The organism is Mycobacterium numidiamassiliense (assembly GCF_900157365.1).
Lineage (GTDB): Bacteria > Actinomycetota > Actinomycetes > Mycobacteriales > Mycobacteriaceae > Mycobacterium > Mycobacterium numidiamassiliense.
Window position 1 is genome coordinate 2,894,380 of sequence record NZ_FUEZ01000004.1, and the last position, 25,985, is coordinate 2,920,364.

Here is a 25,985-nt window from a genome sequence, read left to right on the forward strand (position 1 = left end):
GGTGTGGGTAACCCGCTGACCCGGCGACTGCGCCGGGGCAAAGCAACGAACGAGACGCCGCAGGCCGACCAGGACTCGTCGGCCGCGGCGCCGGAGTCAGCCCTCAACACCGACGCCGACGCCGCGACGGACGCGATCGAAACCGCGAGTGATACCGGGGCCGAGGACTCGAAGCAGACCGCGGGGCGGGCAAAAGAGCCGACAAAGGCGCAGGTCAACAGCCAGGGCGGGACACGGGCCCGGTTTGGCGCCTGGCTGGGCCGGCCCATGACCTCGTTCCACCTGATCATCGCCGTCACCTCGTTGCTGACGACGCTCGGCCTGATCATGGTGCTGTCGGCGTCGGGGGTGCGGTCCTACGGCGCCGACGGCTCGGCGTGGGTGATCTTCGGCAAGCAGGTGCTGTGGACGGTCATCGGGCTCATCGCGGCCTACGTCGCGATGCGGATGTCCGTACGGTTCCTGCGGCGGGTCGCCTTCACCGGCTATGTCGTCACCATCATTTTGCTGGTGCTGGTGCTCGTTCCCGGGATCGGCCACCTGGCCAACGGCTCGCGGAAGTGGTTCGTGGTCGCGGGCTTCTCGATGCAGCCCTCCGAGCTGGCGAAAATCGCGTTCGCCATCTGGGGTGCGCATCTGCTGGCGGCCCGGCGCATGGAGCGGGCCTCGCTGCGGGAGATGCTGGTCCCGCTGGTACCGGCCGCGGTCATCGCGCTGGCGCTGATCGTGGCGCAGCCCGACCTCGGGCAGACGGTGTCGCTGGGCATCATCCTGCTGGCCCTGCTGTGGTACGCCGGGCTGCCGCTGCGCGTCTTCGGCACCTCGCTGGCGGCGGTGTTCATGGCCGGCGCGGTCCTGGCGATGTCCGCGGGCTACCGGTCCGACCGGGTGCGGTCCTGGCTGGACCCCGACAACGACCCCCAGGACACCGGCTATCAGGCGCGGCAGGCGAAGTATGCGCTGGCCCACGGCGGCATCTTCGGCGACGGCCTGGGCCAGGGCACCGCGAAGTGGAACTATCTGCCCAACGCGCACAACGACTTCATCTTCGCCATCATCGGCGAGGAACTCGGCTTCATCGGCGCGTTTGGGCTGTTGGCGCTGTTCGGCTTGTTCGCCTACACCGGCATGCGGATCGCGCGTCGCTCCGCCGACCCGTTCCTGCGGTTACTGACCGCCACCACGACGATGTGGGTGCTGGGCCAGGCGTTCATCAACATCGGCTACGTGATCGGCGTGCTCCCGGTGACCGGCCTGCAGCTGCCACTCATCTCGGCGGGTGGAACATCAACGGCGGCAACACTTTTCATGATCGGGCTGATGGCGAACGCGGCCCGGCACGAGCCGGAGGCCGTGGCCGCGCTACGGGCCGGGGGCGATGACAAGGTGAACCGGCTGCTGCGGCTGTCGCTGCCCGAGCCGTATGTGCCGACCCGTCTCGAGGCGTTTCGCGATCGCAAGCGCACCCGCGCGCAGCCGACCAGGTCGCCGGCCCAAGGCGCCGCCCGCAAGGCGTCCGAGGCGCCCGCGCGCAAGCCCGCCCGCAACCCCGATCCGCCCATGCGGCCGGCTATACCCCGAACAGCTGCCCGCTCGGACCCCCGTTCAAGGCATCATGGATCTGGCCAACGCCGCGTCAGCCAAGCGGCCGGTCAGCGTCAACCACGGCGCACTCGCGCATTGGAAGGTCAGCGTTACGGGTGAACAACACCATCAGGCAGCCGACCGGCGGGCAGGGGGCAAGTCCCTCGCCCGCCGGTGCCGCATTGTCGGTCGTGCTGGCCGGCGGCGGTACCGCGGGCCATGTCGAGCCCGCGATGGCCGTCGCCGACGCCCTGAGCGCCCTTGATCCCGACGTCCGCATCACCGCGCTGGGCACGGCACGCGGGCTGGAGATGCGGCTGGTGCCCGAGCGCGGCTACCACCTCGAGCTGATCACGCCGGTCCCGCTGCCGCGTAAACCCACCGGTGACCTGGCCCGGCTGCCACCGCGGGTATGGCGCGCCGTCCGGGAGACCCGCGCGGTGCTCGACGTCGTCCATGCCGATGTGGTGATCGGATTCGGGGGATATGTGGCGCTGCCGGCCTACCTGGCCGCCCGCGGCATCCCCGGGGTGCGGCGGCGTGTCCCCGTGCTGATCCACGAAGCCAACGCCCGTGCCGGGATCGCCAACCGGGTCGGCGCCCGCACCGCCGACCGGATCCTTTCCGCGGTACCGGGTTCCGGCCTTCGGCGCGCCGAAGTGGTCGGGGTGCCGGTGCGCGCGGCGATCACCTCGCTCGACCGCGCCGCAGTGCGGGCAGAAGCGCGCAGGCACTTCGGCTTCGCCGACGACGCGCGGGTGCTGCTGGTGTTCGGCGGGTCGCAGGGCGCGGTCTCGCTCAACCGGGCGGTGTCCGCCGCCGCCGCCGACCTGGCCGCCGCCGGCGTGGCCGTCCTGCATGCTCACGGACCCAAGAACACCCTCGAGCTGCGCACCCCCGATCCCGGCGATCCGCCGTACGTAGCGGTGCCCTACCTGGACCGGATGGACCTGGCCTACTCCGCCGCAGACCTGGCGATCTGTCGGTCCGGCGCGATGACGGTGGCAGAGGTGTCCGCCGTCGGCCTGCCGGCGATCTATGTGCCGCTGCCGATCGGCAACGGCGAGCAGCGGCTCAACGCGCTGCCGGTGGTCCACGCCGGCGGCGGCATGTTGGTCGCTGACGCTGAACTGACGCCGGACCTGGTCGCCCGCGAGGTCGCCGGCCTGCTCACCGATCCGCCGCGGCTGGCGGCGATGACATCGGCCGCCGCGCTGGTGGGGCATCGGGACGCGGCGCTCCAAGTCGCGGAGGCGGCGCTGGACATCGCGCGACGAGCCCGCGATAGGGGGCAGGCAGCCAGGGGACGACGGTGAGCGCCGATCAGCTGCCGCCCGAGCTGCGGCGGGTCCACATGGTCGGCATCGGGGGAGCCGGGATGTCGGGCATCGCCCGCATCCTGCTGGACCGCGGCGGAATGGTGTCCGGATCCGACGCCAAGGAATCGCGCGGTGTGCACGCGCTGCGGGCCCGGGGTGCCGTGATCCGCATCGGACACGACGCCTCGTCCCTGGATCTGCTGCCGGGCGGCGTCACCGCCGTCATCACCACCCACGCCGCGATCCCGAAGACCAATCCCGAGCTCGTCGAGGCCCGGCGCCGCGGCATCCCGGTGGTGCTGCGTCCGGCCGTGCTGGCCAAGCTGATGCACGGGCGGACCACGCTGATGGTCACCGGCACCCACGGCAAGACGACGACGACGTCGATGCTGATCGTCGCGCTGCAGCACTGCGGGCGTGACCCGTCCTTCGCGGTCGGCGGGGAACTCGGCGAGGCCGGCACCAACGCCCATCACGGCAGCGGGGACTTCTTCGTCGCCGAAGCCGACGAAAGCGACGGCTCGCTACTGGAGTACACCCCCAACGTCGCGGTGGTCACCAATATCGAGACCGATCATCTGGACTTCTACGGCAGTGCCGACGCCTACGTCGCGGTGTTCGACTCGTTCGTGGAACGCCTTGCCCCGGGCGGCGCGCTGGTGGTGTGCACCGACGATCCGGGCGCGGCCGGGTTGGCGGAGCGGTCCGCCGAACTGGGAATTCGGGTGCTGCGCTACGGATCTGGGCAAGGCCGTGATCTGGCCGGCACATTGCTGTCCTGGGAACAACGCGGCACCGAAGCCGTCGCGCACATCCAGTTGGTCGGCGAGCCGGCGCGGGTGATGCGGCTGTCGGTGCCCGGGCGGCATATGGCGCTCAACGCACTGGGCGCGCTGCTGGCCGCGGTCGAGGTCGGCGCCCCCGCCGACGAGGTCTTGGACGGGCTGGCCGGATTCGAAGGAGTGCGACGCCGCTTTGAGCTGGTCGGCACCTCGGGTGCGGGCAAGGCCTCGGTGCGTGTGTTCGACGACTACGCACACCATCCGACCGAGATCGGCGCGACACTGGCGGCCGTCCGCACGCTGCTGGATCAAAGCGGCGACGGTCGCGCGCTGGTGGTGTTCCAGCCCCATTTATATTCGCGGACAAAGGCTTTCGCCGCCGAATTCGGCCACGCTCTGGACGCCGCCGACGAGGTGTTCGTCCTGGGCGTGTACGGCGCCCGCGAACAACCGCTCGCCGGCATCAGCGGGGCCAGCGTGGCCGAGCACGTCAGCGTGCCGGCACGCTACCTGCCGGACTTCTCGGCTGCTGCAGAACAGGTGGCCGCCGCTGCGGGCCCGGGCGACATCATCGTCACGATGGGTGCCGGCGACGTGACCTTGCTGGGTCCTGAGATTGTGACCGCGCTGCGCGTGCGGGCCAATCGCAGCGCTCCCGGAAGGCCCGGGGTCTTGCAATGACCGAGCCCAACGACGCCACACCCACCGACGTGGTCGCCGGCTCCGCCGCCGAATCGACCGATAACGCCATCACCGAACCGATCCTGGTCGAGGGCGCCGCGCCGCAAACCGGTGAAACCGCCGACGACCAGACCGAATTCGAGGGTCCGCGGCGCCGCGCCCGCCGGGAACGCGAGGAGCGCCGCGCCGCGCAGGCCCGCGCCACCGCGATCGAGGAAGCCCGCCGTGACGCCAAACGCCGGGCCAACGGGCGCATGGCCAACGAGCCCAAACCCGTTGCGCGAGGCGTCGTTCGAGGGTTGAAGATGCTGCTCGCGACGGTGTTGCTGGTCATCGTCGGGATCGGGCTTGCGCTGATCCTGTATTTCACGCCCGCGATGTCGGCGCGCAACATCGTCATCACCGGAATCGGGGCGGTGACCCGCGAAGAGGTCCTGGACGCCGCGCAGGTGCGGATCGGGACGCCCCTGCTGCAGATCAACACCAACCAGGTCGCCGACCGGGTGGCAGCGATCCGCCGGGTCGCCAGCGCCCGGGTGCAGCGTCAGTACCCTTCGGCGCTGCGGATCACCGTCGTCGAGCGAGTTCCCGTGGCGGTCAAGGACTTTCCGGATGGTCCGCACCTGTTCGACCGTGACGGCGTCGATTTCGCGACCGGCCCGCCGCCGCCGGCGCTGCCCTACATCGATGTCGCCGATCCCGGGCCCACCGACCCGGCGACCAAAGCCGCGCTACAGGTGCTGCTCGCGCTGCGCCCCGAGGTCGCCAGCCAGGTGGGCCGGATCGCCGCCCCCTCGGTGGCGTCGATCACGCTCACCCTCGGCGACGGCCGAGTGGTCATCTGGGGGACCACCGACCGCACCGACGAAAAGGCCGAGAAGCTCGCCGCGCTGTTGACCCAACCCGGGAAGACCTACGACGTGTCGAGTCCCGACCTGCCGACCGTCAAGTAGCGCTACCGAGTAGCGCTCGGCCACCCAGGGCCGCGCAATGCCACGCCGAAAATTTGCACGACGCGCGTCGGCGCGCCTGCGGGGTTAGTGCGGGTCGTACCCATACCGTTCGTGTTGCACGGAACTACTTGACATAACTCTAACTCTATGGTTGAGGTTGAGAGTTTGCCAGGGAACCGTAACTGTACGCGAGGAACCCCACCGGGGAGAACAAAGCCACCAGGGAGGAAGACGAATGATGACCCCCCCGCATAACTACCTGGCCGTTATCAAGGTCGTGGGTATCGGCGGCGGCGGCGTCAACGCCGTCAACCGGATGATCGAACAAGGCCTCAAGGGCGTGGAGTTCATCGCGATCAACACCGACGCGCAGGCGTTGTTGATGAGCGATGCCGACGTCAAGCTCGACGTCGGGCGCGACTCCACCCGCGGGCTGGGCGCCGGCGCCGACCCGGAGGTCGGGCGCAAGGCCGCCGAGGACGCCAAGGACGAGATCGAGGAGCTGCTGCGTGGGGCGGACATGGTGTTCGTCACCGCGGGCGAGGGCGGCGGGACCGGCACCGGCGGCGCGCCCGTCGTCGCCAGCATCGCCCGCAAGCTGGGGGCGCTGACCGTCGGCGTGGTGACGCGGCCGTTCTCGTTCGAGGGCAAGCGGCGCGGCAACCAGGCCGAGGTCGGCATCTCGTCGTTGCGGGAAAGCTGCGACACCCTGATCGTGATCCCGAACGACCGACTGCTGCAGATGGGCGACGCCGCGGTATCGCTGATGGACGCCTTCCGCAGCGCCGACGAGGTGCTGCTCAACGGCGTGCAGGGCATCACCGACTTGATCACCACCCCTGGGCTGATCAACGTCGACTTTGCCGACGTCAAGGGCATCATGTCCGGTGCGGGCACCGCGCTGATGGGCATCGGCTCCGCCCGTGGTGAAGGTCGTTCCCTCAAGGCGGCCGAGATTGCCATCAACTCACCGCTGCTGGAAGCCTCGATGGAGGGCGCCCACGGCGTGCTGATGTCGATTGCCGGCGGCAGCGACCTGGGCCTATTCGAGATCAACGAGGCCGCGTCGCTGGTGCAGGACGCGGCCCACCAAGACGCCAACATCATCTTCGGAACCGTCATCGACGACTCGCTGGGCGACGAGGTGCGCGTCACCGTCATCGCCGCGGGCTTCGACGCCGCAGGCGCTGGCCGCAAGCCCGTCATCAGCGGCACTCCCGGCGAGAAGACCGGCGGCGCGCACCGCATCGAGTCGGCCAAGGCCGGCAAGCTGACCTCGACGTTGTTCGAGCCAGTCGACGCCGTCAGCGTGCCGGTGCACACCAACGGCGCGACGCTGAGCATCGGCGGCGATGACGACGACGTCGATGTGCCGCCCTTCATGCGCCGCTGACCTCAGCGCCGCGCCCGGATCGCGCCGGGATACTGGTCGGGTGAGCGTTCGCATCCGGCGCGTGACCACCACCCGCGCGGGCGGCGTCTCGAAGCCGCCCTTCGACAGCTTCAACCTGGGCGACCATGTCGGTGATGACCCCGCGGCGGTGGCGTCGAACCGCACCCGGCTGGGCACCGCCATCGGGCTGGGCGCCGACCGGGTGGTGTGGATGAACCAGGTTCACGGAGATCGGGTCGCGGTGGTCGACGAGGCACCGGGCGCCGTGATCGACGGCACCGATGCCTTGGTCACCAGCACACCGCGGCTGGCGTTGGCGGTGGTGACCGCCGACTGCGTGCCGGTGTTGCTGGCCGACGCACGCGCCGGGGTGGCCGCGGCGGTGCACGCCGGCCGGGTCGGGGCGCAGCGAGGAGTGGTGGCGCGCACGGTCGAGGCGATGCTCAAGCTCGGCGCGCAGGTCGGTGACATCTCGGTGCTGCTCGGACCGGCGGTCAGCGGCCGCAATTACGAGGTGCCCGCGGCGATGGCCGACGAGGTCGAGGCGGCGCTGCCGGGTAGTCGCACCACCACGGCGGCCGGAACTCCCGGTCTCGACCTCAGGGCCGGAATCGCTTTTCAGCTAAAGGATTTGGGCATCACATCGATCGATATCGATCCGCGCTGCACGGTGGCTGACGCGGCGCTTTTCAGTCATCGGCGCGGCGCGCCCACTGGGCGGCTGGCGTCGCTGATCTGGATGGAGTGACCGCGATGGTGGGGGACATGCCGGCTTCCGAAAACCGCGAATCGGAATTGACCCACGCGCTGGCGGCTGTTCGTTCACGACTAGCGGTGGCCGCGGAACGAGCGGGTCGCAATGTCGGCGAAATTGAACTGCTCCCTATTACCAAATTCTTTCCGGTAACCGATGTTGCGATTTTGTATCGATTGGGTTGTCGATCAGTCGGCGAATCCCGGGAACAAGAAGCGTCGGCAAAGGTGGCCGAACTCACCCCGTTGCTAGCGGCTTCTGCCGCTTCCGGGCGGACGGATTCGCGGGAACTGCACTGGCACATGGTGGGCCGGATTCAGCGCAACAAAGCCCGATCGGTGGCCCGCTGGGCGCACACCGCGCACTCCATCGACAGCCCACAACTGGTCAATGCCCTCGATCGGGGGGTGGCGGCGGCGCTGGCCGAGGGGCAGCGGGACCACCCGTTGCGCGTCTACGTCCAGGTCAGCCTCGACGGCGATGTGTCCCGCGGCGGCGTGGACGTGACGGCGCCGGAGACCGTCGACGAGGTATGCGCGCAGGTCGAGGAGTCGGAAAGCCTGGAGCTGGTGGGGCTGATGGCCGTGCCGCCGCTGGACTGGGATCCCGATCGGGCGTTCGAGCGGCTGCAATCGGAGCATCGGCGGGTGCTCGAAGCGCATCCGCAGGCCATCGGTTTGTCCGCGGGCATGTCGAACGACTTCGAATCGGCCGTAAAACATGGTTCGACGTGTGTGCGTGTCGGTACCGCGCTATTGGGTCCGCGGCGGCTACCGTCACCGTGAGTAGTCACTGTAGTCACACCTTCATCACAGACATCAATAATCCCAGGGGCTAGAAGGGGTCACACCAGATGAGCACACTGCACAAGGTCAAGGCCTATTTCGGTATGGCCCCAATGGACGACTACGAGGACGAGTACTACGACGACCGCGCTCCCTCCCGCGGTTTCCCGCGCGCCCGGTTCGACGATGAGTACGGCCGCTACGAGGGACGCGACTACGACGAGCCGCGCAGCGCCCCGGCGGACTACGCACCTGGGGGCTACCGCGGCGGTTACGCCGACGAGCCGCGGTACGGTCCCGTCCCGCCCCGCGAGTTCGACCGTCCCGACATGGGCCGGCCGCGGCTTGGCTCGTGGCTGCGCGGTTCCACCCGCGGAGCGCTGGCGATGGATCCGCGCCGGATGGCCATGATGTTCGAAGAAGGTCACCCGCTGTCGAAGATCACCACGCTGCGGCCCAAGGACTACAGCGAGGCGCGCACCATCGGCGAGCGGTTCCGCGACGGAACCCCGGTCATCATGGACCTGGTCTCGATGGATAACGCCGACGCCAAACGGCTGGTCGACTTCGCGGCCGGCCTGGCCTTCGCGTTGCGTGGCTCCTTCGACAAGGTCGCGACCAAGGTGTTCCTGTTGTCGCCCGCCGATGTCGACGTGAGCCCGGAGGAGCGTCGCCGGATCGCCGAAACCGGCTTCTACGCCTACCAATAGGCGAGATTTGCCCCGCTGAGTCGCAGGGCGGCAGCCCCGCCATCGTGACGTGAACCGCAGGTGAGATGTCTGCTCGCCCGGCGAGTCGGTACGCTGGCGACTGCCACGCCAGTGCGTGGCGTCTGACATCTCATCGTAAGGTCGGGGCTCTCGTTGGTGCTGTTCTTTCAGATCCTTGGGTTTGCGCTGTTCATCTTCTGGCTGCTGCTCATCGCTCGGGTCGTCGTCGAGTTCATTCGCTCGTTCAGCCGTGACTGGCATCCCACCGGGATCACCGTCGTGATCCTGGAAATCATCATGTCGATCACCGATCCGCCGGTGAAGCTGCTGCGGCGCCTCATCCCGCAGCTCACCATCGGGGCGGTCCGGTTCGATCTGTCCATCATGGTGCTGCTGTTGGTCGCGTTCATCGGGATGCAGCTCGCGTTTGGCGCCGCGGCGTGACCGACGTTGCACGGCACCGGAGACGGTTTGGCCACGGTTTGGCTTCGGTTTGATGCGTGCGATTTCTAATTTCTAAGGATTGGGATTTTATTGCTCTTAGTGTTTGAAATTGATTCTTATTTATTGGCCTAATCGGCGACCGCCGAGTCTGGTGTGACAGGATGGACGGCAGTTGCACAACCGCCGCTACTCCGTTCTACACTTTCCAGAACGTTTGACAGGAACTTGAGGGGACGAACAATGCCGCTTACACCAGCCGACGTCCACAATGTGGCGTTCAGTAAGCCGCCGATTGGCAAGCGCGGTTACAACGAAGATGAGGTCGACGCATTCCTCGATCTGGTCGAGAACGAGCTGACGCGGCTCATCGAAGAGAACTCCGATCTGCGCCAGCGGATCGAGGAGCTTGACCGCGAGGTGGCCGCCGGTGGCGGCGCCGCCGCTGCCACCAGCGCCCAGCCCGTCCCGGTGGCTCCCGTCTTCCAGCCCGAGCCCGAGCCGGAGCCGGTCAAGGCCGCCCCGGTCGCTGCCCCGACGGGCACCAACGAGGAGCAGGCCCTCAAGGCCGCCCGCGTGCTGAGCCTGGCGCAAGACACCGCCGACCGGCTCACCAGCACCGCCCAGGCCGAGTCGGACAAGCTGCTCAGCGATGCCCGCGCCAACGCCGACCAGATCCTCAGCGAGGCCCGGCACACCGCCGACACCACGGTCACCGAGGCCCGCCAGCGCGCCGACGCGATGCTGGCCGACGCGCAGACCCGTTCGGAGACCCAGCTGCGCCAGGCCCAGGAGAAGGCCGACGCCCTGCAGGCCGACGCGGAGCGCAAGCATTCCGAGATCATGGGCACCATCAACCAGCAGCGCACGGTGCTGGAAGGTCGCCTCGAACAACTCCGTACGTTCGAGCGCGAATACCGCACCCGGCTCAAGACCTACCTGGAATCTCAGCTCGAGGAGCTCGGCCAGCGCGGATCGGCGGCACCGGTGGACTCCAGCGCGGATGCTGGGGGGTTCGACCAATTCAATCGGGGCGCCAACTAACCTCGGTTGTGGTGCCGGACGCTCGGCAAATTTCGAGGACGGCACCCGAACGCTGCACTAGATGGCAGTCCCGCACTCCGGCTGGAGGATGACCGATGCTGATCATTGCCCTGGTATTAGCCCTGATCGGGCTTGTCGCGTTGGTTTTCGCGGTCGTCACCAGCAACGAACTGGTGGCCTGGGTGTGCATCGGCGCCAGCGTGCTGGGTGTGGTGTTGCTCATCATCGACGCGTTGCGGGAACGTCAGCGACATGACGCGGGCGTCGACCAGAAGGTCGACGCCACCGGGGACGAGGACGCCGCCGTCGACTACCCGGAGGAAGCTCCGGCCGAGACGGAGCAGTCCGCCGCCGCGTCGACCGCGGAGTCGGCGGTTTCGGCCGAGGGCCGCGGCGAGGACTCCGTCAAGTAGGCGGCGTCATGTCGTCGGCGTCGCGAGCAGTTTTCGCACCTCATCGTCGCTGACCTGGTGGAAATCGCCGTAGACCTGTCCGACCGCCTCAAAGTCGGGCGGCATGGTCGTGCACACCACGTCGTCGGCCACCTGCGCTAGCTCTTCGCAGGTCGACCGCGGCCCCACCGGCACGGCGACCACGATCGACCGAGGTCCACCGGCCCGAATGGCCCGTACCGCCGCCAGCATGCTGGCGCCCGTCGCGATGCCGTCGTCGACGACGATCACGATCCTGCCCGTCGGGTCGGCGGCCGGTCGCCCGCCTCGGTACGCCTGCTCACGCCGTATCAGCTCGGCTGTCTCGCTGTCGATTACCTCGCGCACCTGCTCGTCGGTGATGTGCAGGTGCGACACCACGTTGTCGTTCATCACCACGCCCCCGCCGCTGGCCAGCGCGCCCATCGCGAGCTCCGACCAGCGCGGCACACCCAGCTTGCGCACCAGAAACACGTCCATCTCGGCGCTCAGCGCCGAAGCGATTTCCCAGGCCACCGGAACGCCGCCGCGGGCCAACCCGAGCACCAGCACGCCGTCGTTCCCGCGATAGGTTGCAAGGTCCTTGGCCAGCACGCGGCCGGCCTCGTGACGGTCGCGAAACGTCCGTGTCGCTGTCCGCCGGAGAAAGCCACCACTCATCGATTTGCACTCCCGGCCATCGGCGTGCGTCCAGCCTACTTCTGACGGCGAGTGCTTGCGGATGCGAAACGAATTTCCTTGTGCGGCAACACAAGTAGTATGCGGTGTCCGAGGGGGGACTTGAACCCCCACGCCCATTAGTAGGGCACTAGCACCTCAAGCTAGCGCGTCTGCCATTCCGCCACTCGGACAAGACCAACGAGAGTTGGCAGCTAAGGCTATCGGATCGGCCCGCCCGGACCCAATCCAGCTCGCCGGGCCTCCGGCGAGCGTTGCAGCGCCGAGCCGGGCAGCGCGGGCAATGGTAGGAAAGGTGGTTGTGACAGTTGAGACCGAGGACCTGAACCACTCGAGCGATGACGTGGTCGCAGTTGTCAGCAGGCTGATCCGCTTCGATACCACCAACACCGGCGAGCCTGAGACGACGCAGGGCGAGGCCGACTGCGCGCAATGGGTCGCCGCACAGCTCGCCGAGGTCGGTTACCAGCCTGAATACCTCGAGTCGGGGGCACCAGGGCGCGGGAATGTGTTCGCCCGCCTCAAAGGCGCCGACAGTTCGCGTGGCGCGCTGCTGATCCATGGGCACCTCGACGTGGTACCCGCCGAGCCGGCCGATTGGAGCGTGCACCCGTTTTCCGGAGCGGTCGAAAACGGCTATGTCTGGGGCCGCGGCGCGGTCGACATGAAGGACATGGTCGGGATGATGATCGTCGTCGCCCGTCAGCTGAAGCGGGCGGGCATCGTGCCGCGACGCGATTTGGTGTTCGCGTTCGTGGCCGACGAGGAACACGGCGGACGCTACGGCGCCCACTGGCTGGTCGACAATCGGCCCGATCTGTTCGACGGCGTTACCGAGGCGATCGGCGAGGTGGGCGGCTTCTCGCTGACGGTGCCGCGGCCCGACGGGGGTGAACGCCGGCTCTATTTGATCGAGACCGCCGAAAAGGGCCTGTCGTGGATGCGGCTGACCGCCAGGGGCGTCGCGGGGCACGGTTCGATGGCGCACAACCAGAACGCCGTCACCGCGGTGTCCGAGGCCGTTGCCCGGCTGGGCCGGCACCGGTTTCCGCTGGTGCGCGTCGACACCGTCGTGCAGTTCCTGGCGGCCCTCAGCGACGAGACCGGGCTTACGTTCGACCACGACTCGGCAGATCTGGAGGGCATGATCGAAAAGCTCGGACCGATGGCCCGCATGCTCACGGCCGTGCTGCACGACACCGCCAACCCGACCATGCTCAAGGCCGGCTACAAGGCCAACGTGATCCCGGCCACGGCGGAAGCGGTGATCGACTGCCGGATTCTCCCGGGCCGCAAGGCGGCGTTCGAGGCCGAGGTCGACCAGCTGATCGGCCCGGATGTCTCCCGGGAATGGATCAGGGACCTCGACCCGTATGAGACCACTTTCGACGGTGACCTGGTCGACGCCATGAACGCCGCCCTGTTGGCGCTGGACCCCGGCGCGCGCACGGTGCCGTACATGCTCTCCGGTGGGACCGACGCAAAAGCGTTCGCGCGCTTGGGTATTCGCTGCTTCGGCTTTGCGCCGCTGCGATTGCCGCCGGATTTGGACTTCTCTTCGTTGTTCCATGGCGTCGACGAGCGGGTACCCGTCGATGCGTTACGGTTCGGCACCGACGTGCTGGCCCACTTCCTGACCCATTGCTAGTGAAGAATTGCGACCCGGAAACACATCAGACACGAGAGGACTGCCCATGAGCAAGACGGCTGACCCGTATGACGCGCTGCCCAAGCTGCCGTCGTTCCGCTTGACCTCGAACTCCATCACCGACGGCCAACCCCTGGCCACTCCGCAGGTCAGCGGAATCATGGGCGCCGGCGGAGAAGACGTCAGCCCGCAACTGAGCTGGTCGGGCTTCCCCGCGGAGACCCGCAGCTTCGCGGTCACCGTCTACGACCCCGACGCCCCCACGTTGTCCGGGTTCTGGCACTGGGCCGTGGCCAACCTGCCGGCCGACGTCACCGAGCTGCCCGAGGACGCCGGCAGCGGGGGCGAACTGCCGGGCGACGCGCTCGAGTTGGTCAACGACGCGGGCATGCGCCGCTACATTGGCGCGGCGCCGCCTGCCGGACACGGCCCGCATCGTTACTACGTCGCGGTGCACGCGGTGGACGTCGACAAACTCGACCTCAGCGAGGACGCCAGCCCGGCTTTCCTCGGGTTCAATCTGTTCCACCATGCGATCGCGCGGGCCTACATCCACGCCACCTACGAACAGAAGTAGCCGCCGAGGGCCTGGCGACCCCGCCAAATCACTTGCCTCACTTGGGTTTCGGGACTGGGAGTAGCGAAGTGCGGGTGTTGTTGTGGACATACGACACGCGTGGGGGCATCGAACCGCTGATTGGACTCGCGGTGCAGCTGCAGGCCCTCGGCGCGGAGGTGCGAGTGTGTGCGCCGCCGGACGAGCAGCTCGCAGAGCGGATAGCCGGTTACGGCGTGCCGATGGTGCCGTTCCGCGATTCTCTGCGCGCGGCGGCGAGCGCGACGACGCCGGACCTGCACCAGTACGTGAACGAGCTGATCGGCGAACAGTTCGAGACGGTCGCCGCCGCAGCAGAGGGATGTGATGCGCTGTTGGCGACGGGGTTTATGCCGATCGCGGCCGGCGCGCGGTCGGCGACCGAGAAGTTGGGCATCCACTACCAATACGCGACCTATAGCCCGACCAACCTGCCGTCGCCGCACCACCCGCCGGAGACATCTGCGGGGGCGCCGGTCCCGCCGGGCCTGATCGACAACCAGATGCTGTGGGACATCCACGGCCAGAACGCGAACGCGATATTCGGCCCCATGCTCAACGGTCACCGGGCGTCGATCGGCCTGCCACCGGTATTCAGCGTCCGCAGACATGCCCTGACCGATCACCCGTGGCTGGCGGCGGACCCGATCTTGGGCCCGTGGCAAAAGCCGGCGGACCTCGACGTCGTCCAAACCGGCGCGTGGCTACTGCGCGACGATCGCCCACTGCCGCCCGAGTTGCTGGCATTCCTCGACGCTGGCCCACCACCGGTGTATGTGGGCTTCGGCAGCATGGCCATGGGCGGTTCGAAGGACATCGCCGGGGTCGCCATCGAGGCGATCCGCGCGCAGGGCCACCGCACGCTGCTTGCCCGTGGCTGGGCCGATCTGGCGCTGATCGACGAACGGGACGATTGCTTTGCCGTCGGTGAGGTCAACCAGCAGGCGCTGTTCGGCCGGGTGGCCGCAGTCGTCCATCACGGCGGCTCGGGCACGACGAGGACTGCCGCGCTGGCCGGCGCGCCTCAGGTGGTGATACCCCAGGTCGGGGACCAGCCGTACTGGGCCGGCCGGGTGGCCGAACTGGGCATCGGCACCGCTCACATCGGCCCGACTGTGACCACCGAGTCGCTGTCCGCCGCGCTCAAGACGGCCCTGGCTCCCGAGACACGCGCACGATCGAGCGCCGTGGCCGGCACGATCCGCACCGACGGGGCGACGGTGGCCGCGACACTGCTCATCGAAACCATCAGCCAAAAGAGGCCATCGGCGTCCGCGTGACGCACGCGAGATCTAGCCCGGGGGTCGCTGTCGCTCGGCGGCCGACCCGACCGCGTCGCGCAGCGTGGCGAACCCGCCCTCGCGCAGCCGCTGCGCGATGCCGTCGTGAATGTGCTTGGGCCACAAGCCCCCTCCGTAGATGAAGCCGGTGTAGCCCTGCAGCAGTGAGGCGCCCGCGGTGATGCGTTCCCAGGCGTCGTCGGCGGTTTCGATGCCCCCGACGCTGATCAGCACCAGGCGGTCGCCGACCCGGCTGTAGAGCCGCCGCAACACCTCGGTGGCGCGCCGCGCCACCGGCGGCCCCGAGATGCCGCCGGCACCGAGCTTGTCGACGTCCGGTGTCAGCAGGCCGTCGCGCGACACGGTCGTATTGGTTGCCACGATGCCGGCCAGGCCCAGTTCGACGGCCAGGTCGGCGATGTCATCGACGTCGGAATCGGATATGTCCGGGGCGATCTTCACCAGCACGGGCGTCGACGTTTCGGCGAGAACCGCAGCCAAGATCGGCCGCAGCGACTCGACGGCCTGGAGATCGCGTAGCCCCGGGGTGTTCGGCGAGCTGACATTGACGACCAGATACGACGCCAGCGGCCCGACCAGTCGCGCGCTGGCCCGGTAGTCGTCTACGGCCGCCTCGGCGGGTGTCGTTTTGGTCTTGCCGATGTTTACCCCGATCGGCACGTCGGCCCGGTGTCGCGCCAGACGCAGGGCCAGCTCCCCGGCGCCACGGTTGTTGAACCCCATCCGGTTGAGCAGGGCGCGGTCGGCGGGCAGGCGGAACAAGCGGGGAGCGGGGTTACCGGGTTGCGCGTGTGCAGTGACGGTGCCGACTTCGGCGTAGCCGAAACCCAACGCGCCCCAGGTGGATAGCCCCAGGCCGTCTTTATCGAAGCCGGCGGCCAGGCCGAGCGGTCCCGGGAAACGCACCCCGAACACCGTGCTGGCCAGGGCGGGGTCGGTCGGACCGAGTAGCCGCTGCAGCAGCCGTCGCGGCACGCCGGCGGCGGTGGCCACACGCAGCACGGCGAACGCCTGCGTGTGGATGCGCTCGGGCGGCACCTTGAAGAACAATCGGCGCAGCAGTCCGTACACGCGATGACCGCGCCCGTCCGCCGTCACAGTTCCGGCTGATCGGGCTGCTGGCTACTCACTCGAGACTTCTTGCGGCGCAACAACACTCGTCGGCTTCCGTCGGTGTAGAGCCGCACCCGGGTCAGTTCCCAGCCTCGGTATTCCGCCTCGATGGACAGTCGGATTGAGGCGCTGAGCCTGGTCACCTCCGGTGGCAGGCGCAGCGGCGCCCACTCGTATTCGTCGGACATTTCCGTGTCCCAGCCGGCCGGCAGCGCGCTACGCCGCGGCGCGCTCACCTGGTTCCCGTCGCATGCTCGATCACCTGAACTCCCGCACCGGATCCCGACACCACATACAAGGTGTCCGACGTTTCGTCAAAGGCCAGCGAATTGGGTTGCTGCACAGTTGGGTAATGCACCTTCTCGACAGGAATTCCGGTTGACAGATCGTAACCAATGACGGTGTTGGTCGCGGTTTGGGACACCCAGGCCAATCCCCGCGAACCGGCCAGTCCGTAGGGCGCGCCGCGCACCGGGTAGGCCTGCCGCAGGATCAACGGGTCGACACCGTAGACCAGCAGTTCGCCGCCGCGAGTGTCGGCGACCAGCACGCGGCCCAGCGGATCGGCGGCCAAGGTGGTGGCGCCCTCGCCGGCCCGCAGCGCCTGCTCGGCATGCCCGTCGGCGCCGATCGTCGTCACCGACGTCTGTCCTCGATCCAGAACAACGGACGTATTCCCTTGTGTGGCAAGGTAATCGACGCGGGTGAAGATCTTGGTTCGGTTGTCCACAGCCGCGGTGGACGCGCCGCCCGTTGCCTGGGTGGCCAGGACGTAGACCGCTCCGTCGGCGCTGCCCAGCACCAGCCTGCCGTCCGCGCGGCGGGCGATCGCCGTGAAATCGGTCTGTTGAGCGCCGGCGACATCCACCTGCGCCGCGTGCCCGGCGGACAGATCCACCACGAAATAACCGCCGTGGGCGGACAGATACACCGCGCCGTGGTCGTCATCGGTCAGCGCGGTCGCCGGCCCCGGCAGGACGATGGCTTGCGGCGCGGCCTGCCCCGGCCCGAAAAGGGTGAGGCTGGCGGGCTTCGTCGGGTCGGCGCCGGGGGTGAGCACCGCCAGTTGGTGGGTGCCGCCGTCGAACACCGCGACCGCGGCATGTCCGGCCAGCGGTCGCACTGCGCCGGCCGGATTCTGGGACACCGGCGGCGACTCGGCCGGTCGCGCCGGTTCAATCGTGCGGGGGGTGGTGTCCAGCGGACTGCGCGAGCATCCAGCGATCAGCGTCAGCAAAAGGGCAAGAACAACCAGATAGCTCGGAACGCGATGTTCCTTGCCCTTTTCTGATGGCAGCAACGAATAGCCTTCGATCGCCGAACGTGAAGTTGACATTGTAAGGAACGCTTACGCATCCAATATGGCCATGTCGAGCACATCCGACCGTACTGGCGAGGTATGGTCAGATCATGACCGTCATCGTTGACCGTCCTACCACTGATGGGGAGTTTGCTGTCGAAGACATTTCGACAGGCATCTTTGCCAGCGGATATGGACAAGTCGGTGATGGACGCAGCTTTTCCTTCCACATTGAACACCGCTCGCTCGTCGTCGAAGTTTACCGGCCGCGTCTTTCCGGCCCGGTTCCTCAGGTCGAGGACGTCGTCGCGAAGGCGGTCCGCAGCCTGGTCGATCTAGACCTCACCGACGAGCGCAGCCTGACCGCGGCGGTCCGCGACGCGGTCGCCCGTGCGATGCCCGTCGTGCGCTGATCAGTCCCCGTTCGCCACACCCGGTACGGTCGTCGTCGTGACAGTCATCCTGTTGCGCCACGGTCGGTCGACCTCGAACACCGCTGGCGTGTTGGCCGGCCGGTCCGAGGGCGTCGACCTGGATGACAAGGGTCGCGAGCAGGCCGCCGGGCTGATCGATCGGATCGGCGACCTGCCGATCAAGGCGCTGATCTGTTCCCCGCTGCTGCGCTGCCGCCGCACGGTCGAGCCCCTGGCCGAGTCGCTGAGTCTCGAGCCGGTAATCGAGGAACGGATCGCCGAGGTCGACTACGGCGAGTGGACCGGCCGCAAAATCGCCGAGTTGGGCAAGGAGCCGCTGTGGCGGGTGGTGCAGGCCCATCCCAGCGCCGCGGTGTTCCCCGGCGGCGAAGGTCTGGCTCAGGTGCAGGCGCGCGCTGTCGCCGCGGTCCGGGAGCACGACCGGCGGCTGGCCGCTGAGCACGACGGCGACGCGCTCTGGGTGGCTTGTACTCACGGCGACGTGATCAAGGCTTTGATCGCCGATGCCTACGGCATCCACTTGGACGGCTTCCAGCGCGTCACCGCCGACCCCGCATCGGTCAGTGTGATCCGGTACACAGAGCTGCGTCCGTTCGTATTGCACGTCAACCACACCGGCGCCCGGCTGTCCGCGGCGCTGCGCGCCGGCCCCCCGCCCAAAAGCGAGCCCCAGGGCGACAAATCCGAAGAGCCGCAAGGCCAGACAGCGTCAAGCGACGCGGTCGTCGGCGGCTCCACCGACTAATTCCGCGGCGGCGATCGGATCGAATCGCATTGCGACGCCAACTGCCGGTATTTTGGAAGTGCCATGGCCCGCGCAATTCATGTCTTCCGCACACCCGACCGCTTCGTGGCCGGGACTGTTGGCCAGCCCGGAAACCGAACCTTCTACGTTCAGGCGGTACACGACGCTCGTGTGGTGTCGGTGGTGCTGGAGAAGCAACAGGTCGCGGTGCTCGCCGAACGAATCGGGGCGCTGCTGATCGAGGTGAATCGGCGGTTCGGCACACCCGTGCCGCCCGAGCCCTCCGAAGTCGAGGACCTCGACCCGCTCGTCACCCCGGTCGATGCGGAGTTTCGGGTCGGGACCATGGGCCTGGGGTGGGACTCGGAGGCACAGACGGTGGTGGTCGAATTGCTGGCCGTGACCGACGCCGAGTTCGACGCCTCGGTCGTGCTCGACGACACCGACGAGGGGCCCGACGCGGTGCGGGTGTTCCTGACGCCGGAGTCGGCGCGGCAGTTCGCCACCCGGTCCAACCGCGTCATCTCGGCGGGACGTCCGCCATGCCCGCTGTGCGACGAACCGCTGGACCCCGAGGGCCACATCTGCGCACGTACCAACGGCTACAAGCGCAGCGCGCTGCTCGGGTCCACCGATGACCCCGAGGACTGACGATCGCGAGGTCCTGGCCAACGGCGAGCTGACGATCCTCGGACGCATCCGCTCGGCCAGTAACGCGACGTTTCTGTGCGAGGCCGCGTGCGGCGATTCGACCGTGCACTGCGTCTACAAGCCGGTCTCCGGTGAAGCGCCGCTGTGGGATTTCCCGGACGGAACGTTGGCGGGCCGCGAACTCGGCGCCTACCTGGTCTCGGCACATTTGGGCTGGAACATCGTGCCTTACACCATCATTCGTCACGGTCCCGCGGGCCCCGGCATGTTGCAGCTGTGGGTGCAGCAACCCGGCGACACCGCCGACTCCGAACCAAGGCCCGGCCCCGACCCGGTCGACCTGTTTCCCGCCGACAAGGTGCAGCCGGGTTATCTGCCGGTGCTGCGGGCCTACGACTACGCCGGCGACGAGGTCACCCTGATGCACGCCGACGACATCAGGTTGCGGCGGATGGCGGTGTTCGACGTGCTGATCAACAACGCCGATCGCAAGGGCGGCCACGTGCTGCGCGACCTTGACGGCCACATCTACGGGGTCGACCACGGGGTGTGCCTGCACGTGGAGAACAAACTGCGGACGGTGTTGTGGGGCTGGGCGGGTAAGCCGATCGACGACAAACTGCTCGAGGCGGTCGCCAGGCTCGCCGACGCCCTGCCCGGCGAGCTGGGCGACCAGTTGGACGGGCAGATCACCCGCGCCGAAATCGCGGCATTGCGCAGGCGCGCGGACACGCTGCTGGACGACCCGGTCATGCCGTCGCCCAACCGGCACCGCCCCATTCCCTGGCCGGCGTTCTAGGGCACGCCGTGCCGTCGGCGATACTGAAGCGGTGAGCCCAGCTGCCGACGAGATGACCGATGCCGCACTGGCCGCCGATCTCGCCGCCGATGCGGGCGAGTTGCTGCTCAAGGTGCGAGAGCAGGTCGGTTTCGGACATCCCTGGCATCTCGGCGACGCAGGGGACAGCCTGGCCAACGAGCTGATCCTGCGCCGGCTGCGAGCCGAGCGGCCCGGCGACGCGGTCCTCAGCGAGGAGGCCTACGACGATCTGGTCCGGCTGCAGTCCGACCGGGTGTGGATCATCGACCCGTTGGACGGCACCCGCGAGTTCTCCACACCGGGTCGCGACGATTGGGCGGTACACATCGCGCTGTGGCAGCGGCCCACCGACGGGCAGCGCGAAATCACCGACGCGGCAGTGTCTTTGCCCGCGCGCGGCAACATCGTGTATCGCAGCGACACGGTCACCGACGGTGCTGCGCGGGCCGGCATTCCGCATACCCTGCGTATCGCCGTGAGCGCCACCCGGCCACCGGCCGTGCTGCACCGGATGCGGCAGGCGCTGGCCATCCAGCCGGTGGCGATCGGGTCCGCGGGTGCCAAAGCGATGGCGATCATCGACGGCGACGTGGACGCCTATCTGCACGCAGGCGGTCAATGGGAGTGGGATTCGGCGGCGCCGGCCGGCGTGGTGATGGCCGCCGGCATGCACGCGTCGCGGCTCGATGGTTCACCGATGCGCTACAACCAGCCCGACCCTTACCTGCCCGACTTCGTGATGTGCCGGGCCGAGCTGGCGCCGATCCTGCTCGGTGCCATCCGCGACGCGTGGCGTTAGCCGGCTGGGCCTAAAGTCGAGGGCATGCAGTCGTGGCCCTCCGCACCGGTGCCGGCGTTACCGGGACGCGGCCCCGACCTTCGGCTCTACGACACCTCTGACCGGCAAGTCCGCCCGGTGGCGCCCGGATCGACCGCCTCGATGTACGTCTGCGGCATTACGCCGTACGACGCCACCCACCTGGGCCACGCGGCTACCTACGTGGCGTTCGACCTCGTCCATCGCCAATGGCTGGACCTCGGGCGCGACGTGCATTACGTGCAGAACGTCACCGACGTCGACGATCCGCTGTTCGAGCGGGCCGCCCGTGACGGGGTGGACTGGCGTGAACTCGGCGATCGTGAGGTCGCCCTGTTCCGCGAGGACATGGCCGCGCTGCGGGTGCTGCCGCCCAGCGAGTACGTGGGGGCCACCGAAGCGATCCCGGAAGTGGTCGAACTCGTCGAGAAGATGCTGGCCTCCGGCGCGGCGTACGTCGTCGACGACGAGTATGCGGATGTCTACTACCGGGCGGATGCCACACCCCAGTTCGGCTACGAGTCGGGCTATGACCGCGACACCATGCTGCGGTTGTCCGCCGAGCGTGGCGGCGACCCGGAGCGGCCCGGCAAGACCGACGAACTCGACGTGGTGCTGTGGCGGGCCGTGCGGCCCGGCGAACCCAGTTGGTCCTCGCCGTTCGGCGACGGGCGGCCCGGTTGGCACGTGGAATGCGCGGCGATCGCGCTCAGCCGCATCGGCAGCGGGCTCGACATTCAGGGCGGTGGCAGCGACCTGATCTTCCCGCATCACGAATTCACCGCCGCGCACGCCGAATGTGTAAGCAACGAACGGAGATTCGCTCGGCATTACGTTCATGCCGGGATGATCGGCTGGGACGGGCACAAGATGTCGAAGAGCCGCGGCAACCTGGTGCTGGTGTCCCGGCTGCGCGCCGAAGGAGTTGAGTCGGCGGCCATTCGCTTGGGGCTGCTGGCCGGGCATTACCGGGCGGACAGGTCATGGAGCCAGCAGGTGCTCGACGACGCGATCGCCCGGCTGGATCATTGGCGCACCGCCACGGCGCTGCCGGCAGGCCCGGACGCTACCGACGCGATCGCCCGAGTCCGCCAGTACCTGGCTGACGATCTCGACACACCGAAAGCGCTTGCCGCACTTGATGGCTGGGCCACCGATGCCCTGGAATACGGTGGGCACGATGCGGACGCCCCGCGGCTGGTGGCCACCGCGATCGATGCCCTGCTCGGGGTGGGCTTGTAGTCGAGGTTCCGGCACAGGGGTACGTTGTCGGAACATGACATCGCTGCAGGACAAAGTCATCTTCATCACCGGTGGCGCCAGGGGGATCGGCGCCGAGGTTGCTAAGCGACTGCGCAACAAGGGCGCCAAGCTTGTATTGACCGACCTCGACAAAGACGCGCTGGAGACTTTCGCAATCCAGCTCGGCGGCGTCGAGCATGTGCTCCCCATCGCCGCCGACGTGCGCGACCTGCCCGCGATGCAGGCGGCGGCCGAGCAGGCCGTCGAACGCTTCGGCGGCATCGACGTCGTCGTGGCCAATGCCGGCATCGCCAGCTACGGCTCCGTGCTGCAAGCCGATCCCGAAGCGGTCAAGCGGGTGCTCGACGTCAACCTGCTCGGCGTCTTCCACACCGTGCGCGCCACGCTGCCCGCCGTGATCGAACGACGCGGCTACGTGCTGATCGTCTCGTCGCTGGCGGCGTTTGCCGCGGCCCCCGGCATGGCGCCCTACGACATGTCGAAGGCCGGCAACGAGCATCTGGCGAACTCGCTGCGGCTCGAGGTCGCCCATCTGGGCGTGCGCGTCGGTGTGGCACACATGTCGTGGATCGACACCGCCCTGGTCCGCGACAGCAAGGCCGACCTGCCGTCTTTCCAGCAGCAGCTCGCCTCGCTGCCGTGGCCGCTGAACAAGACGACCTCGGTGGACAAGTGCGCGACGGCCTTTGTCGAGGGCATCGAGGGCCGCAAAGAGCGCGTGTACTGCCCGCGGTGGGTGGCCCTGTTCCGCTGGCTCAAGCCGGTGCTGTCCACTCCCATCGGTGAATTCCCGGTCCGCAGAACCGCAGGCGCACTCATGACCCAGATGGACGCCGAAGTCGCCGCGCTCGGTCGCTCCACGAGCGCCTACAACGAGGAACTACGCAAGCCCTAGCGACCGCTCACCAGTGTCCGGCTGCCTCCAGCACGCGCTTGCGCACCAGGAACCAACCCCCGAACAGTGCCGGAATGATGATCACCAACGAGGCGACGGTCCAGGTGCCGATCGGTTCGTCGAAAGCCATCAGCACCAGAATGAAGACCAGGAACACCAGGGTGAGGTAGCCGCTGTACGGGGTGAAGGGCATGCGGAAACTCGGCCGTTGCAGGGTTCCGGCTTGCGTCCGCTTGTAAAAGCGCAGCTGACACGCGACGATCATGGCCCAGGACGCGATGATGCCCAAAGCGGCGTCCTCGAGCACGATTTCGAAGGCTTCGCCGGGCTTGAAGGCGTTGAGCACGATGCCGAAAAGGCAGATGACGGCGGTCATCGCGATTCCGCCGTAAGGCACGCCGCGCTTCGTCATCCGCGTGGCGAACTTGGGGCCGCTGCCACTCATTGCGAGTGAGTGCATGACGCGGCCGGTCGAATACAGTCCCGCGTTCAGGCTCGACAGCGCGGCGGTGAGGACCACGATGTTCATCAGATCGCCTGCGCCATGGAAGCCGATCTTGGAGAAGAACGTGACGAACGGACTTTCACCGGCCTTGAAGGAGGTGTACGGCAACAACAGTGACAGCAGCACCACCGACCCGACGTAAAAGACCGCGATCCGGGCGATCACCGAGTTGATCGCCCGCGGCATGATCTTCTCCGGCTCGGCGGTCTCACCGGCGGCAATACCCACCAATTCGACTCCGGCATAAGCGAATACCACTCCCGAGGCTGTCACCAGCAGGGGTATCACACCGGTCGGGAACAGGCCGCCATGGTCAGCCCATATCCCGGGTCCGGTGTCGTGCCCGTCGATGTGAAATCGCCCGGCCAGGAACACAATTCCCACGACCAGGAACGCGATGAGCGCGAAAACCTTGATCAGCGCCGCCCAGAACTCGAGCTCGCCGAACCAGGCGACGGAGATCATGTTCATCGACAGCACCACCACCAGGGCGATGAGCGCGAGAAGCCATTGCGGGATCGCCCCGAAAGAAGTCCAGTGGCGCAGGTAGGTGGCGATTGCGGTGGTGTCCACGATCGATGTCATGGCCCAGTTCAGGAAATACATCCAGCCCACGGCGTAAGCGGCCTTCTCGCCGAAGAATTCACGCGCGTAAGACACGAACGAGCCCGACGACGGACGGTGCAGCACCAGCTCGCCCAGCGCGCGAAGAATGAAGAACACGAAGATCCCGCAGACGCCATATACCAGGAACAACCCGGGCCCGGCCTTGACGAGGCGCCCGCCGGCGCCGAGGAACAGACCGGTGCCGATCGCGCCGCCGATCGCAATCATCTGAAGTTGCCGGGCCTTGAGGCCTTTGTGGTAACCGGCTTCTTCGTTGAAAGAGGCCGGGGCCTCGGCTTTCGGATGTTGGTCAGGGGGGTCGGACAGGGCGGCCATGGAGGGTCCAATCGTCGTCGTTCGTCCAACCCGCTGGGATGCCCCGGAGTGGTTAGCTAGCGATCTTTTCGCAGTCGGCGACCCGGGGCAACAGGACGAGCCACGGTTACTCGCCGCGGTTACTTGCCGCGGCCGGGCCTGCGGCGGCGCAGATACCGCTCGAACTCGGCGGCCAGCGCGTCGCCGTCGATCTTGCCCAGGGCCTCGTTCACGTCGACCTCGGCGTCGCCGCGTTCCTCGAGTGCCGTCACGTATTCGGCCAGGTCGTCGTCCTCGGTGGCCATCTCTGTGACCGCCTGTTCCCACTCCTCGGCCTGCGTCGGCAGGTCGGCCAGCGGAACCTCGATGTCGAGCACGTCTTCGACGCGTCGCAGCAGCGCCACCGTCGCCTTGGGGTTGGGCGGCTGCGACACGTAATGCGGCACCGCCGCCCAGAACGTCACCGCGGGGATCCCGGCGGCCACACAGGCGTCCTGGAACACGCCCGCGATCCCGGTGGGCCCCTCGTAGCGGGTTTCCTCGAGGCCGAACAGTTTCGCCGATTCGGGGGAGTAGGCCGCACCCGAGACCGGCACCGGCCGGGTGTGCGGGGTGTCGGCCAGCAGCGCCCCCAGGATCACGACGGTGTCGACGTTGAGTTTGTCGGCGATGGCCACCAACTCCGCGCAGAAGGTGCGCCAGCGCATGTTCGGCTCCACCCCGTGCATCAACACGACGTCGCGGTCGCTGCCCGGCGGCCGGCAGTGCGAGATCCGCATCGCCGGCCACACCAGCTCCCGGGTCACCCCGTCGACCTGGCGGATGACGGGGCGATTCACCTGGTAGTCGTAGTAGGCCTCGTCGTCGATCTCGATGATCGGATCGGCCTCCCAGATCGCGTCGAGGTGTTCCAACGCGTCGCTGGCGGCGTCACCGGCGTCATTCCAGCCCTCAAACGCCGCCACGACGACGGTGTTGTGCAATTCGGGCAGCGGGCTGCCATCGGGCGGGGTCACAGAATCAGCGTAAGGCCTACGGGCGACTGGCTGCGCTCGCACGGCGATGTCGCTACCAACCCGGCGGGACCGGGGCTTTTCCATAGCACGTCTATCCTTATGGGGTGATTGCCGATGGGCACCCAATTGCAGGCCGCGGGCCTGACTTTGGACGACTTCAACAACCGGCGTCGACGCGGTCGAGACGAAATACGTTCGGCTGCAATTCAGTTAACCTGGGTAACTACTACATAGCCGACAAGATCCGCGAGCTGGTGATCAAGGGCACCACGATCGCCAAGCGGGTCGGGTCGAGCTGGGCGTCCAGACGTCGGGTGACGACGTAGGATTTTCTGGTCGAGAGGCGTTGCAACGGTTCCGGGTCCGTGCCGGTATCCGCCACGCTCGGCAGAGTCAAGGACGCCTT

The 25,985-nt window shown here is 67.9% G+C and carries 27 protein-coding genes, 1 tRNA gene and 2 pseudogenes; 22 read left to right on the forward strand and 8 right to left on the reverse strand.

Features of this window, described 5'->3' with window-relative positions:
* Positions 1 to 3 precede the first annotated feature (3 nt).
* The 11 genes from ftsW (at position 4) to MNAB215_RS22215 (ending at position 10,859) form a co-directional block, all read left to right on the forward strand.
* Positions 4 to 1,704, forward strand: a complete 1,701-nt coding sequence (gene ftsW, locus MNAB215_RS22160) for a putative lipid II flippase FtsW (protein WP_077080707.1) — start codon at positions 4 to 6, stop codon at positions 1,702 to 1,704.
* On the forward strand, positions 1,701 to 2,900 hold the full coding sequence (gene murG, locus MNAB215_RS22165) for an undecaprenyldiphospho-muramoylpentapeptide beta-N-acetylglucosaminyltransferase (protein WP_077080708.1): 1,200 nt from the start codon (positions 1,701 to 1,703) through the stop codon (positions 2,898 to 2,900). The genes ftsW and murG overlap by 4 nt, the downstream gene beginning before the upstream one ends.
* Complete coding sequence (gene murC, locus MNAB215_RS22170) at positions 2,897 to 4,366, forward strand: UDP-N-acetylmuramate--L-alanine ligase (RefSeq protein WP_077080709.1); 1,470 nt, start codon at positions 2,897 to 2,899, stop codon at positions 4,364 to 4,366. The genes murG and murC overlap by 4 nt, the downstream gene beginning before the upstream one ends.
* Positions 4,363 to 5,319, forward strand: coding sequence for a cell division protein FtsQ/DivIB (locus MNAB215_RS22175; protein ID WP_077080710.1), 957 nt, complete (start codon positions 4,363 to 4,365; stop codon positions 5,317 to 5,319). The genes murC and MNAB215_RS22175 overlap by 4 nt, the downstream gene beginning before the upstream one ends.
* Before the next feature lie 238 nt (positions 5,320 to 5,557).
* Positions 5,558 to 6,712 (forward strand): cell division protein FtsZ, encoded by a 1,155-nt coding sequence (gene ftsZ / locus MNAB215_RS22185; protein WP_077082231.1) that lies wholly within the window; start codon positions 5,558 to 5,560, stop codon positions 6,710 to 6,712.
* 40 nt (positions 6,713 to 6,752) lie between these two features.
* A complete protein-coding gene (pgeF, locus tag MNAB215_RS22190) occupies positions 6,753 to 7,460 on the forward strand; it encodes a peptidoglycan editing factor PgeF (protein ID WP_077080711.1) in 708 nt (235 codons plus the stop codon).
* A 5-nt stretch (positions 7,461 to 7,465) separates the two neighbouring features.
* Positions 7,466 to 8,251: a YggS family pyridoxal phosphate-dependent enzyme gene (locus MNAB215_RS22195; RefSeq protein ID WP_077082232.1), complete on the forward strand. Its 786-nt coding sequence runs from the start codon at positions 7,466 to 7,468 to the stop codon at positions 8,249 to 8,251.
* Between the two features lie 68 nt (positions 8,252 to 8,319).
* A complete protein-coding gene (locus MNAB215_RS22200; RefSeq protein WP_077080712.1) occupies positions 8,320 to 8,961 on the forward strand; it encodes a cell division protein SepF in 642 nt (213 codons plus the stop codon).
* A gap of 153 nt (positions 8,962 to 9,114) precedes the next feature.
* The gene (locus MNAB215_RS22205) at positions 9,115 to 9,405 is read left to right on the forward strand and encodes a YggT family protein (protein WP_007170773.1); all 291 of its coding nucleotides are present in this window, start codon (positions 9,115 to 9,117) and stop codon (positions 9,403 to 9,405) included.
* 240 nt (positions 9,406 to 9,645) lie between these two features.
* The gene (wag31, locus tag MNAB215_RS22210; RefSeq protein ID WP_077080713.1) at positions 9,646 to 10,446 is read left to right on the forward strand and encodes a DivIVA-like cell division protein Wag31; all 801 of its coding nucleotides are present in this window, start codon (positions 9,646 to 9,648) and stop codon (positions 10,444 to 10,446) included.
* A gap of 95 nt (positions 10,447 to 10,541) precedes the next feature.
* Positions 10,542 to 10,859, forward strand: coding sequence for an SUR7/PalI family protein (locus MNAB215_RS22215; RefSeq protein ID WP_077080714.1), 318 nt, complete (start codon positions 10,542 to 10,544; stop codon positions 10,857 to 10,859).
* A 6-nt stretch (positions 10,860 to 10,865) separates the two neighbouring features.
* On the opposite strand, the pseudogene MNAB215_RS22220 reads toward MNAB215_RS22215, so the two are convergent.
* Together MNAB215_RS22220 and MNAB215_RS22225 are read right to left on the reverse strand one after the other, a co-directional pair.
* Positions 10,866 to 11,528: pseudogene (locus MNAB215_RS22220) on the reverse strand (phosphoribosyltransferase); the annotation flags it as partial.
* 114 nt (positions 11,529 to 11,642) lie between these two features.
* Positions 11,643 to 11,728 (reverse strand) — tRNA-Leu (locus MNAB215_RS22225).
* A 110-nt stretch (positions 11,729 to 11,838) separates the two neighbouring features.
* Between MNAB215_RS22225 and MNAB215_RS22230 the strand changes: the two genes are divergently transcribed.
* The 3 genes from MNAB215_RS22230 to MNAB215_RS22240 all read left to right on the forward strand — a co-directional run bounded on the left by MNAB215_RS22230 (position 11,839) and on the right by MNAB215_RS22240 (position 15,078).
* Positions 11,839 to 13,203, forward strand: a complete 1,365-nt coding sequence (locus MNAB215_RS22230; RefSeq protein ID WP_077080716.1) for a M20/M25/M40 family metallo-hydrolase — start codon at positions 11,839 to 11,841, stop codon at positions 13,201 to 13,203.
* A gap of 46 nt (positions 13,204 to 13,249) precedes the next feature.
* On the forward strand, positions 13,250 to 13,780 hold the full coding sequence (locus MNAB215_RS22235; RefSeq protein ID WP_077080717.1) for a YbhB/YbcL family Raf kinase inhibitor-like protein: 531 nt from the start codon (positions 13,250 to 13,252) through the stop codon (positions 13,778 to 13,780).
* A 68-nt stretch (positions 13,781 to 13,848) separates the two neighbouring features.
* On the forward strand, positions 13,849 to 15,078 hold the full coding sequence (locus tag MNAB215_RS22240; RefSeq protein ID WP_077080718.1) for a glycosyltransferase: 1,230 nt from the start codon (positions 13,849 to 13,851) through the stop codon (positions 15,076 to 15,078).
* 12 nt (positions 15,079 to 15,090) lie between these two features.
* Here MNAB215_RS22240 and MNAB215_RS22245 read toward each other — a convergent pair whose 3' ends face one another.
* Genes MNAB215_RS22245 through MNAB215_RS22255 form a run of 3 tightly spaced genes read right to left on the reverse strand, consistent with a single transcriptional unit; the run spans position 15,091 to position 17,548 of the window.
* A complete protein-coding gene (locus MNAB215_RS22245) occupies positions 15,091 to 16,170 on the reverse strand; it encodes a quinone-dependent dihydroorotate dehydrogenase (RefSeq protein WP_165691601.1) in 1,080 nt (359 codons plus the stop codon).
* A gap of 23 nt (positions 16,171 to 16,193) precedes the next feature.
* Positions 16,194 to 16,448 carry a DUF5703 family protein gene (locus tag MNAB215_RS22250; protein WP_077080719.1) on the reverse strand — a complete coding sequence of 85 codons (255 nt, stop codon included), beginning with the start codon at positions 16,446 to 16,448 and terminating at the stop codon, positions 16,194 to 16,196.
* A complete protein-coding gene (locus tag MNAB215_RS22255; RefSeq protein WP_245830378.1) occupies positions 16,445 to 17,548 on the reverse strand; it encodes an SMP-30/gluconolactonase/LRE family protein in 1,104 nt (367 codons plus the stop codon). Before MNAB215_RS22255 ends, MNAB215_RS22250 begins: the two co-directional genes overlap by 4 nt.
* Positions 17,549 to 17,622: 74 nt before the next feature.
* On the opposite strand from MNAB215_RS22255, the gene MNAB215_RS22260 reads away from it, so the two are divergent.
* The 7 genes from MNAB215_RS22260 to MNAB215_RS22290 all read left to right on the forward strand — a co-directional run bounded on the left by MNAB215_RS22260 (position 17,623) and on the right by MNAB215_RS22290 (position 23,137).
* Positions 17,623 to 17,925 carry a hypothetical protein gene (locus MNAB215_RS22260; protein WP_077080720.1) on the forward strand — a complete coding sequence of 101 codons (303 nt, stop codon included), beginning with the start codon at positions 17,623 to 17,625 and terminating at the stop codon, positions 17,923 to 17,925.
* Between the two features lie 37 nt (positions 17,926 to 17,962).
* Complete coding sequence (locus tag MNAB215_RS22265) at positions 17,963 to 18,691, forward strand: histidine phosphatase family protein (protein WP_077080721.1); 729 nt, start codon at positions 17,963 to 17,965, stop codon at positions 18,689 to 18,691.
* A 63-nt stretch (positions 18,692 to 18,754) separates the two neighbouring features.
* A complete protein-coding gene (locus tag MNAB215_RS22270; RefSeq protein WP_077080722.1) occupies positions 18,755 to 19,342 on the forward strand; it encodes a DUF3090 domain-containing protein in 588 nt (195 codons plus the stop codon).
* Positions 19,326 to 20,141 carry an SCO1664 family protein gene (locus MNAB215_RS22275; RefSeq protein WP_077080723.1) on the forward strand — a complete coding sequence of 272 codons (816 nt, stop codon included), beginning with the start codon at positions 19,326 to 19,328 and terminating at the stop codon, positions 20,139 to 20,141. The genes MNAB215_RS22270 and MNAB215_RS22275 overlap by 17 nt, the downstream gene beginning before the upstream one ends.
* A 52-nt stretch (positions 20,142 to 20,193) precedes the next feature.
* The gene (locus tag MNAB215_RS22280; RefSeq protein WP_077080724.1) at positions 20,194 to 20,961 is read left to right on the forward strand and encodes a 3'(2'),5'-bisphosphate nucleotidase CysQ; all 768 of its coding nucleotides are present in this window, start codon (positions 20,194 to 20,196) and stop codon (positions 20,959 to 20,961) included.
* A gap of 24 nt (positions 20,962 to 20,985) precedes the next feature.
* A complete protein-coding gene (mshC, locus tag MNAB215_RS22285; RefSeq protein WP_077080725.1) occupies positions 20,986 to 22,221 on the forward strand; it encodes a cysteine--1-D-myo-inosityl 2-amino-2-deoxy-alpha-D-glucopyranoside ligase in 1,236 nt (411 codons plus the stop codon).
* 34 nt (positions 22,222 to 22,255) lie between these two features.
* Complete coding sequence (locus tag MNAB215_RS22290) at positions 22,256 to 23,137, forward strand: SDR family oxidoreductase (protein WP_077080726.1); 882 nt, start codon at positions 22,256 to 22,258, stop codon at positions 23,135 to 23,137.
* Positions 23,138 to 23,144: 7 nt separating this feature from the next.
* Here the strand turns inward: MNAB215_RS22290 and MNAB215_RS22295 are convergent, their stop codons facing one another.
* Both MNAB215_RS22295 and MNAB215_RS22300 read right to left on the reverse strand, forming a co-directional pair.
* The gene (locus tag MNAB215_RS22295) at positions 23,145 to 24,584 is read right to left on the reverse strand and encodes an amino acid permease (RefSeq protein WP_077080727.1); all 1,440 of its coding nucleotides are present in this window, start codon (positions 24,582 to 24,584) and stop codon (positions 23,145 to 23,147) included.
* Positions 24,585 to 24,703: 119 nt separating this feature from the next.
* On the reverse strand, positions 24,704 to 25,579 hold the full coding sequence (locus tag MNAB215_RS22300; RefSeq protein ID WP_077080728.1) for a PAC2 family protein: 876 nt from the start codon (positions 25,577 to 25,579) through the stop codon (positions 24,704 to 24,706).
* A gap of 114 nt (positions 25,580 to 25,693) precedes the next feature.
* On the opposite strand from MNAB215_RS22300, the pseudogene MNAB215_RS30850 reads away from it, so the two are divergent.
* Positions 25,694 to 25,866 (forward strand): annotated as a pseudogene (locus MNAB215_RS30850) (homocysteine S-methyltransferase family protein); the annotation flags it as partial.
* Here the strand turns inward: MNAB215_RS30850 and MNAB215_RS29825 are convergent.
* Positions 25,806 to 25,961, reverse strand: a complete 156-nt coding sequence (locus tag MNAB215_RS29825) for a hypothetical protein (protein ID WP_165691602.1) — start codon at positions 25,959 to 25,961, stop codon at positions 25,806 to 25,808. The pseudogene MNAB215_RS30850 and the gene MNAB215_RS29825 overlap by 61 nt on opposite strands.
* Positions 25,962 to 25,985: the final 24 nt, after the last annotated feature.